Genomic DNA, 9,514 nt, shown 5'->3' on the forward strand with positions numbered 1-9,514 from the left:
GATTTATCTTAGAATAAGAAATACAATTGTGTTAAAGGAAGTGTTTCTGCCGGTTCACAAGTGATGTATTCACCATCTACTGTTACTTTATAGTTTTCAGCATTCACTTCAATTAGAGGAGTCTTATCATTATGAATAAGATCTGCTTTTGAAATATTTCTACAGTTTTTCACCGGAAGAATCATTTTCTCCAATTTGTAAGAAGCAATTGTTCCGTTATCGATAGAGATCTGTGAAACAAAGTTGGCACAAATACCAAATTTGGCTTTCCCATGAGCTCCGAACATATTTCTGTAAATAATCGGCTGAGGTGTTGGAATAGACGCATTCGGATCTCCCATTTTAGCAGCGATTACAAACCCTCCTTTGACAATCATTTCCGGCTTTGCTCCAAATAATGCAGGCTTCCAGATCACCAAATCTGCTAATTTTCCTTCTTCAATGGATCCTACATATTCTGAAATACCGTGAGCAATCGCCGGGTTGATTGTATATTTGGCTACATATCTTTTAGCGCGGTAGTTATCGTTTTCTGCATTCTGATCTTCTTCCAAAGCTCCTCTCTGCTCCTTCATTTTGCTTGCCGTCTGCCATGTTCTTGTGATCACCTCTCCCGGTCTTCCCATTGCCTGAGAGTCTGAACTCATAATGCTGAAAACTCCCATGTCATGAAGAATATCTTCTGCTGCAATGGTTTCAGGACGGATACGTGAGTCTGCGAACGCTACATCTTCAGGGATATTTTTACTCAAATGGTGGCATACCATCAGCATATCCAAATGTTCATCGATTGTATTAACCGTGTAAGGACGTGTAGGGTTTGTAGAAGCCGGCAATACGTTTGGATACATGGCAGCTTTAATGATATCCGGTGCGTGGCCTCCTCCTGCTCCTTCCGTATGGAAAGTGTGGATTACTCTTCCGTTGATCGCTCTCATGGTATCTTCAAGAAATCCTCCTTCATTCAAAGTATCTGTGTGGATGGCAACCTGAACGTCATATTTATCAGCTACTTTCAGCGCAGCATCAATCGTTGCAGGAGTTGCTCCCCAGTCTTCATGGATTTTTACTCCTAAAGCCCCTGCTTCCACCTGTTCTTCGATAGGCTCTTCTGCTGAGCAGTTTCCTTTTCCGAAGAAACCAAGGTTCATCGGATATTCTTCTGCTGCCTCAAGCATTTTCTGCATGTTGAATTTTCCCGGAGTAACAGTTGTAGCATTGGTTCCGTCATTAGGACCTGTACCGCCACCGATCATTGTTGTAATTCCGCTGTACAGAGATGTTTCGATCTGCTGAGGACAGATATAGTGAATGTGGGTATCAATACCTCCGGCTGTTACGATATATCCTTTTCCACCGTGAACTTCAGTTGAAGCTCCAATGATCATATTAGGACTTACCCCATCCATGGTATCAGGGTTCCCTGCTTTTCCGATTCCTACGATCTTTCCGTCTTTGATTCCGATATCACCTTTTACAATTCCCCAGTGGTCGATGATTACTGCTCCTGTGATACAAAGGTCCAAAACACCTTCATCTCTTTTGGCCGTCACATTCTGGCCCATCCCGTCACGTACGGTTTTTCCTCCTCCGAAAACGGCTTCGTCTCCGTAATGGGTGAAATCTTTTTCAATTTCAATGATAATTTCAGTGTCTCCCAGTCTGATTTTGTCTCCGGCTGTTGGACCTAATATATTGGCGTATTGTTTTCTGTCTACGTTTAAGCTCATCTTAGTGATTTTTAAAGTTTAACTCTTCAACTTTTGCAAGGCTTGCTTTTTTCTGCTCTTCAGAATCTACCTGTCCGTCGACAAGGTTGTTGAAGCCCATTGCTTTTTTGTTTCCTCCTATTTCTACCAATTCCACTTCTTTTTCTTCCCCCGGCTCGAAACGTACTGCAGTACTTGCTACAATATTCAGTCTCTTTCCGAAAGCTTTTTCGCGATCAAAGCTCATGGCCTTATTGACTTCGAAAAAATGGAAGTGTGAACCTACCTGAATAGGACGGTCTCCTGTATTGGTTACTTTTATTTTTACAGTTTCTCTGCCTTCATTGCAGATAATTGTACCTTCTTTTACAAAAATTTCTCCTGGTATCATCATCAATAGTATTAGCGGATTGGATTGTGTACGGTTACCAGCTTAGTCCCATCCGGGAAAGTGGCTTCAATCTGAACGTCATGGATCATTTCTGAAACGCCAGGCATCACATCATCTTTGGTAAGAAGGTGAGCGCCTTCCTGCATCAATTCAGCTACTTTTTTTCCATCTCTTGCTCCTTCCAGCAAAAAGTGACTGATGAGTGCTATTGATTCCGGGTAGTTTAATTTAAGGCCTCTTGCCTTTCTTTTTAGAGCGAGTTCGCCTGCCAGAAATAGCATAAGCTTCTCCGTTTCTCTCGGTGTTAAGTGCATAATATTTTTATTTAAAGTTGGACAAACACTATCCTGTTCACCTTTCTGTAAGGCAAATAGAAATGTTCAAAAATGTAAAATGGGGAATGATTATTACGGATCTGTATTTACATGAATACAAACCATAACGGATCATTAAAATCTCAAAAAGGGATTAGCAGCCTGCTATCTGCAGAGAATGATACAGGATGTATCTTGGTGCTGTAAAATAAATACGGTTTTGAACAGCCGCAACCTGTGTATTATAAGTATAGCCTGCAAAGAAATAGTGTAACCATTGCTGTGCAAGTACTGAATAATCAAATTTTACTTTCTCCCAGTCATTGGAATCCTGTACATCCTGAGCATCTGTGAAACTATACATTTCAGGCTGAGTCTGCTGATCGGATTTCTGTTGAAGGAGATGTATTTTTGAAAGGAGATCAGGATAGGATTGAGTTTTCCCTTTATGTGCAAAAAGACCTGCACACAACGCTGAGAAAAATAAGACAAAAGAGAAAAATAAGACTCTTTTTTTCATACCTGATTAATAATGGTGTAAAATTAGAACAATCTTAAAACTCCGGCTATCAAAAAAATTATTTAAAATGTTCAAAATCGCAACAAATGCAATTTTATACATTTTTAACATTTAGCCATAACCAACTCATTTACAACACTTAAACATCATTTGTGAACTATGACAAATATTTTGTTGTTTCTATTCTTATGATTAAGATCATTCACTTCATTTTCTCCTTCTATTTAAAATATCGAATAAATACATCTTCTATTCTCAATAGCAGATGTTAAAAAACCACTATTTATTAATGATTATTGAAGAATAAAGTTTATTCCATAAAATCAGGTGGTATTTTTTTCTTTCCTTATAATTATCGTAAATTTGTATACACATCTTATTTAATTTAATAAAATAATAAAACGTAATATGTCAAAAGCAATTTCGCAAGTACCATTAGCGGTAAACGAGCCGGTAAATTCATATGAACCGGGATCTCCAGAAGTTAAGAGCCTTATCGACACTTATAAAAAAATGTGGGCTGAAAAGGTAGAAATCCCAATGATTATCAATGGAAAAGAAGTAAAAACTGATACAAAAGTACAGCTTCAGTCTCCACAGGATCATGCTCATGACTTCGGATTCTACTACCAAGGTGGTATGCAGCATGTGGATGACGCTATCAACGCGGCATTGGCAGCTAAAAACGATTGGAATGAACTAGGCTGGGAACAACGTGCAGCAATTTTCTTAAAGGCAGCTGATCTTTTGGCTGGACCTTACAGAGATGTGATCAACGCTGCAACGATGATCGGACAGTCTAAAAATGTACACCAGGCTGAAATTGACGCTGCTTGTGAGTTCATCGACTTCTTAAGATTCAACGTAGAATTCATGACAGAAATGTATTCGGAACAGCCAGTTTCTGACAATGGAATCTGGAACCGTGTAGAGTACAGACCATTAGAAGGATTCTGTTTTGCAGTAACTCCGTTCAACTTTACAGCAATTTCAGGGAACCTTCCGACTTGTATGGCCATGTTAGGAAACGTAGTGGTTTGGAAGCCTTCTGACAAGCAGGTATATTCTGCAAAAGTAATCATGGATGTATTGACAGAGGCAGGTCTTCCTGCAGGGGTTATCAACATGATCTTTACAGATGGAAAAGAAACTGCTGAAAAAGTATTGGCTCACCGTGATTTCGCAGGTCTTCACTTCACTGGGTCTACAAAAGTATTCCAGGGAATGTGGAAAATGATCGGTGATAATATCCATAACTACAGAACGTATCCAAGAATCGTTGGAGAAACAGGTGGTAAGGACTTTGTTATTGCTCACCCTTCTGCTAACGTAGAAGCTGTAGCGACTGCATTGGTAAGAGGTTCTTTCGAATACCAGGGACAGAAATGTTCTGCTGCTTCAAGAGCTTACGTACCTAAGTCTCTTTGGGCTGATGTGAAAAAAGTAATGGAAGCTCAGATGAGCACCATCAAAGTAGGTTCTCCGGAAGATACTTCTAACTTCGTAAATGCAGTAATCGACAAAAATTCTTTCGAAAAATGTAAAGGATATATCGACAGAGCAAATGCTTCAGGTGAAGCTACTGTAGCGATCGGAGGAAAAGTTGATGATTCTAAAGGATGGTTCGTACACCCAACAGTAATCGAAACGACAAATCCTCACTACGAAAGTATGGTAGAAGAGATCTTCGGCCCAATCTTATCGATCTACGTATATGAAGATCAGGACTGGAAAGAAACGCTGAAGCTTGTAGATTCTACTTCTCCTTATTCATTAACAGGTTCTGTATTTTCTCAAGACCGTTATGCTATCAATGAGGCTTTTAAAGCGTTAGAAAATGCTTCAGGTAACTTCTACATCAACGATAAGCCTACAGGTGCCGTAGTGGGACAACAGCCTTTCGGTGGTGGTAGAGCTTCAGGAACAAATGATAAAGCAGGTTCTAAAATGAATCTTCTAAGATGGACGTCTGTAAGAAGCGTAAAAGAAACATTCGTTTCTCCAAAAAACTACAAATATCCATACCTGGGATAATGATAAGTAATGAGCAATAGGCAATAACTAATGATTGTCTGTTCTTTCAATACAGCCTCGGAATTTCAATTCCGGGGCTTTTTTGTGGGATGAGTTCGGGGTACGAGACGCGGGATACAAGGTTTAAAATGTAAGGTTAGTGGTAATTAGAAAGGTTATTTTAACCACTCTAACTCCCAAACCCTCTAACCCTCAAACTCTCCCCCTAATCCCTGCCACCTCCTACCTAACATCTTTTAACAAACTTTACCTATACTTTACGACTTTCCATACCCTCTTAGGAATAATTGTTGATTTTTAATCACTACACCCCCCAAAATAAAATAGTATGAAAAAGTTATTGCTAACAGCCGTTGGAATAGGAATATTCGCAGTGAGCTGTGGAACCAAAGAATCGACAATGTCATCGAGCAGCCGTGATTCAGCGACGGTAGATAATGCACGAAAAAGCGCATCACCTGCCACCACTGATACCATAACTGCAAAGAAGACAAATCCTGACAGTATCAAGATGAAAAAGGATTCTACGGTGACATCACCCGTCAAATAGTATTAATATACATTCAATTTAAAATGGAAAATCTGCAGATGAAAGCGCTGCAGATTTTTTTATTGTGAAGATAGAAGGATAAAGAGTTCGGTGAACATATCGTTATTGAGTTTTAAGTTTGGGCTAAAGCCGGTGGATAGGTGCTGTTTTTTTTAGTGGCCGGGCTAAAGCCCACCTATTGAATTTTGATAATAAAATCTTTTAATCTTTTAATCTTTTAATTAAATGATTATATTTGATTAACATCAACATTAAAATAGTATTACAATGAAAAAAATATGGATAGGAGCAGTTCTTGGACTTCTTTTCTTGGGAAGTTGTGCTCAAAACAAAGAAAAAAGAGAGGAATATAAAGATGCTCACAACAAAGATTCTTTAAGAAACAGAATGGGTGATTCTGCTGTGGCCAATTCAATCCCTTCACCGGCAGCCTCTGATACTTCAAAAACAAAAACCGACAGTACAAAAGTTAAATAAAATCACAAATCCACAGACTTCTGTGGATTTGCACTTAAAAAAACTTGACTGAAAAAAAACCGGGCAATCAACCCCGATTATGAGATATGATTAATATTCTGAATCAGAATATTTCGTTAGAAGTTAAAAATGGGAATTGAAGTTTGTGTTACCACTCTTTTATTTCAGAAGATGTAATATCCTTTCAAAAATAAAAGAGCTAAACCGTTGTGGTATTTGTATTCATCCCTTATAAAGCTGCCGCAAAGATATGATAGCAAGGCTTTCCTATAAAACAATAGGTTGTTCATTTTCATGAAAATGGTAAGATAGAATTAAAAAAAACACTTCTTTTTAATCATTTTCGGGAAAATGAACATTTTTATCTGATTGATTTTCAGCATCAATATATTTAATATAAGCGGAGGGAGAATGGTCTGTAACCGCTTTGAAGACTGCGGCAAACTTACTGTGTGAAGAGAAGCCGCATTCATCAGCAAGGATGCTTATTTTATACTGTCTGTACTTCTCATCATTGATCATTTTGTCTACAATATAGTTGATCCTTAAGCGGTTGATATACGTTTTAAAGTCAGCACTTTTATGCTGATTAATGACATAAGACAGATATTTTGTATTGGTATTCAGTTCGCCAGCAAGAAAAGACAGGGACATTCCTTTATTGTTATACAGCTTTCCTTTCTCAAATTCTTCCAGCAATTCGAGCAGTTTTGATTCTGTTTCGGAGGTCATCAGTGAATCATTTCGTTTTCGGTCTGTTTCAGAGTCTTTTTCATCAATTTCTTCCACGGATATATTAGAAAACTCAGAACCACCGGATTGTTTTAAAGGGTGACTGTTCCTTTTACTGATCATATTCAACTGAGTTCTTATGATATTTCTAAGTTTTGAACGCTGTTTTTTCTGCTGTGTTCTGAAGAAAATAAGTAAGCCAACCAACGATATAAACAGGACAATAATAGCAACATTCTTCACCAAATTCATCTGTCCGTTCTTTTTATTAATCTTCCCTTTAGAAATCTCAGGACCTCTCATGGTGAAACTTTGGTTACGGGCAGCAATGCTGTCGTACATCCTTACATATTTTACCGCATATAAAGACGCTTTGAAATTATCCCCCGTTCCTTCATAGTAATCATTAATATTAGAGTATACTGCTTTTTTAAGCTTAAGACTTCTGGATGTATCTGCAATTTTTTCAGCTTTTTTAAGGTATAATTCGGCATCCTTCCAGTTCTTTTGTTTCAAACGGATACCTCCCAGTCCATTATAGACCAATCCCAATGTGCAGCTGCCATCTTTAAGCAATCCTTCAGCTTTTCTATAATAATTTTCTGAAACAGAATATTCATTAAGTTTAAAATACACATCTCCCAACACCTGATAAGAAGCCGCTGCCGTTCTATCCTCATAACGGCTGTCTATTTTTTCAAAATATTTCAGGGATGACTCAATGTATCGTATTGCATTTGAATAATTGCCCAATTCCATTTCATAGAAGGCCATTTCCTGATTCAATAATCCTGCTGCCTCATTACTTTTCTGAAAATCAGAGATCTTCCCTGATGCTTCCAGCCCTTTTACAATGTATTTTTTGGACCTTTCGTATAACCCTACCTGTCTATATTGTCTGGCAAGTAATCGGGTTACCACAGCCATCCATTCCGGATCATTAACCTGATTGATGACAGAATGGGCATTTTCACTATAGCATATTGCTTTTTTAAGCTCACCTGCATGATGATAAAGTTCCGAAGAAAGAACAAGGCATCTTATTTTCTCTGAAGGCGTTTGTGCCGACAAATAAAGAGAATCTGCAGTTTTGATCGCTTTGGGTAAATCCTTATAAGCTGTAACAGAAGAAGTTCTTTCACAGATAAGATCAAAGTTATTTTTTTTCTGAGCGAATATGGGGACAGCTGTTGCCAGCAAAAACAAAAATTTCAGAAGATTTTTAGACATAAAAAAACAAATTATTATTTTTATTTTATAATAATTCATCATTACTTTCACAGGGGGTGTCTTTTTGTTTTTTACAAAACTAGTGATATTTTATTTTTTATTAAAATATAATATTGAAATTTAATCATTTAACCCAAAACAGCATTTTACATTAATTTTAATAATTATACTAAAACAATAGATGATTATCTTTCATATAAGCTGATGTCTGCTTTAAAACTAAGGTTCCTGTATAATTATTTTCAATATGGACGGCTTATGTGTCATCATATTTATTACATTTGCATGGAATAAAAAGTTTTTATGAAAAAAATAGCTATACTTTCCTCCATCTTTATAGGAGCCCTTGTATGGGCGCAGGGAATTAAATTTGAAGAAGGCAAATTTGCCACTATCCTGGCCAAAGCAAAAAAAGAAAAAAAGCTGGTCTTTATAGATGCATATGCCTCATGGTGTGGACCTTGTAAACTGATGGTGAAAAACATTTTCCCACTTCAGGCTGTAGGTGATTATTATAATTCTCACTTTATCAATGCTAAAATTGACATGGAAAAAGGAGAAGGAATTGAACTGGCAAAAAAATATAATGTAAAAGCATTCCCTACTTACCTGTTCATTGATGGAAATGGTGAAGCTGTACACAGAACGCTAGGATATGTTGAAGAGAAAGACTTTATCCAGTTTGCGAAGGATGCTGAAGATCCGAACAAAAGACTGACTTCTTTGAAGCAGCAGTTTGAAAAGGGAGAAAAAGATCCTGAGTTTTTAAAGAATCTTGCAGGGCTTACCATGTATAATGATGCTGAGTTTGCCGGTAAAGTACTTAACCGTTATTTTCAGCAGAAAGCAGGCTTAGACCAGGAAGATATTCAAATGCTTCTTTCGGGAGTTCAGACTACAGACAGCCCTTTGTACAAGATTTTCCAGGATAAAAAAGCAGATATCGTTAAATTCTTCCCAGAAGATAAGTATGAAAAGTTCGACAAAAACATCAAACTGAATACCGTTTCCAAAAAAGCATATAACGCAGATACCAAAACGTGGAATGACAGCTATTTTATGGCTGAAACTCAGAAATTCCTGAGCAAAGAAGAGGCGGACAAGATCTTAAAAAGGATGAAAGCCAACAGAGCTTTAAAGAATAAAGATATTCCTGAGTATGAAAAATTAATTCTTGACCTTTACAAAGATTATTCTGCAGCAGGTTCTGAAGAATTGAATTCTCTTGCATGGAACTTCTTTGAAAATGTAAGCAATAAAACATCTCTTGAAAAAGCAATCAGCTGGGCACAGGAATCTGTGAAGAAAGACCAGAACTTTGCCAATACAGATACTTTAGCTAATCTTTACAATAAGGTTGGAGATAAGAAAAATGCAAAAATGTGGGCTGAAAAGTCTATTGAGCTTGCAAAGAGTACCGGACAGGATTCTTCTGATACAGAAAAATTATTGAAAAGTCTTTAATAAGTAATACATCATAAAAAACCCCGCAGAACTTCAGTTCTGCGGGGTTTTTATTGTGTTATTGAACCACCCGGTCAAAAATTCTTTGAATTT

The 9,514-nt window shown here is 37.4% G+C and carries 8 protein-coding genes; 3 read left to right on the forward strand and 5 right to left on the reverse strand.

From position 1 onward, the window contains the following. Positions 1–8 precede the first annotated feature (8 nt). The 4 genes from ureC to DBR39_RS13005 form a co-directional block, all read right to left on the reverse strand. The gene (gene ureC, locus DBR39_RS12990) at positions 9–1,730 is read right to left on the reverse strand and encodes an urease subunit alpha (protein WP_103232559.1); all 1,722 of its coding nucleotides are present in this window, start codon (positions 1,728–1,730) and stop codon (positions 9–11) included. A 1-nt stretch (position 1,731) separates the two neighbouring features. Then, positions 1,732–2,100 (reverse strand): urease subunit beta, encoded by a 369-nt coding sequence (ureB, locus tag DBR39_RS12995; protein ID WP_103232560.1) that lies wholly within the window; start codon positions 2,098–2,100, stop codon positions 1,732–1,734. An 11-nt stretch (positions 2,101–2,111) separates the two neighbouring features. Continuing rightward, positions 2,112–2,414 (reverse strand): urease subunit gamma, encoded by a 303-nt coding sequence (gene ureA / locus DBR39_RS13000; RefSeq protein ID WP_103232561.1) that lies wholly within the window; start codon positions 2,412–2,414, stop codon positions 2,112–2,114. A gap of 154 nt (positions 2,415–2,568) precedes the next feature. Further along, positions 2,569–2,934 carry a hypothetical protein gene (locus DBR39_RS13005; protein ID WP_124533729.1) on the reverse strand — a complete coding sequence of 122 codons (366 nt, stop codon included), beginning with the start codon at positions 2,932–2,934 and terminating at the stop codon, positions 2,569–2,571. Positions 2,935–3,342: 408 nt separating this feature from the next. Here DBR39_RS13005 and pruA point away from each other — a divergent pair, with 408 nt between their 5' ends. Next, the gene (pruA, locus tag DBR39_RS13010; RefSeq protein ID WP_124533731.1) at positions 3,343–4,968 is read left to right on the forward strand and encodes an L-glutamate gamma-semialdehyde dehydrogenase; all 1,626 of its coding nucleotides are present in this window, start codon (positions 3,343–3,345) and stop codon (positions 4,966–4,968) included. Positions 4,969–5,785: 817 nt separating this feature from the next. Further along, positions 5,786–5,995: a hypothetical protein gene (locus DBR39_RS13020; protein ID WP_103232565.1), complete on the forward strand. Its 210-nt coding sequence runs from the start codon at positions 5,786–5,788 to the stop codon at positions 5,993–5,995. A 333-nt stretch (positions 5,996–6,328) separates the two neighbouring features. On the opposite strand, the gene DBR39_RS13025 is transcribed toward DBR39_RS13020, so the two are convergent. Further along, complete coding sequence (locus tag DBR39_RS13025) at positions 6,329–7,957, reverse strand: AraC family transcriptional regulator (protein WP_185147182.1); 1,629 nt, start codon at positions 7,955–7,957, stop codon at positions 6,329–6,331. Positions 7,958–8,260: 303 nt separating this feature from the next. Between DBR39_RS13025 and DBR39_RS13030 the strand changes: the two genes are divergently transcribed. Beyond that, entirely contained in the window at positions 8,261–9,421 is a 1,161-nt protein-coding gene (locus DBR39_RS13030; RefSeq protein WP_124533737.1) for a thioredoxin family protein, read from the forward strand. Positions 9,422–9,514 lie beyond the last annotated feature (93 nt).

The sequence above is a fragment of the Chryseobacterium sp. KBW03 genome (assembly GCF_003852415.1).
In the GTDB taxonomy this organism is placed as follows: domain Bacteria; phylum Bacteroidota; class Bacteroidia; order Flavobacteriales; family Weeksellaceae; genus Chryseobacterium; species Chryseobacterium viscerum.

What these genes read in the sequence shown, in the direction of transcription:
- ureC (WP_103232559.1), bottom strand. Translation starts at nt 1,730, where the DNA reads ATGAGCTTAAACGTAGACAGAAAACAATACGCCAATATATTAGGTCCA.
- ureB (WP_103232560.1), bottom strand. Translation starts at nt 2,100, where the DNA reads ATGATACCAGGAGAAATTTTTGTAAAAGAAGGTACAATTATCTGCAAT.
- ureA (WP_103232561.1), bottom strand. Translation starts at nt 2,414, where the DNA reads ATGCACTTAACACCGAGAGAAACGGAGAAGCTTATGCTATTTCTGGCA.
- DBR39_RS13005 (WP_124533729.1), bottom strand. Translation starts at nt 2,934, where the DNA reads ATGAAAAAAAGAGTCTTATTTTTCTCTTTTGTCTTATTTTTCTCAGCG.
- pruA (WP_124533731.1), top strand. Translation starts at nt 3,343, where the DNA reads ATGTCAAAAGCAATTTCGCAAGTACCATTAGCGGTAAACGAGCCGGTA.
- DBR39_RS13020 (WP_103232565.1), top strand. Translation starts at nt 5,786, where the DNA reads ATGAAAAAAATATGGATAGGAGCAGTTCTTGGACTTCTTTTCTTGGGA.
- DBR39_RS13025 (WP_185147182.1), bottom strand. Translation starts at nt 7,957, where the DNA reads ATGTCTAAAAATCTTCTGAAATTTTTGTTTTTGCTGGCAACAGCTGTC.
- DBR39_RS13030 (WP_124533737.1), top strand. Translation starts at nt 8,261, where the DNA reads ATGAAAAAAATAGCTATACTTTCCTCCATCTTTATAGGAGCCCTTGTA.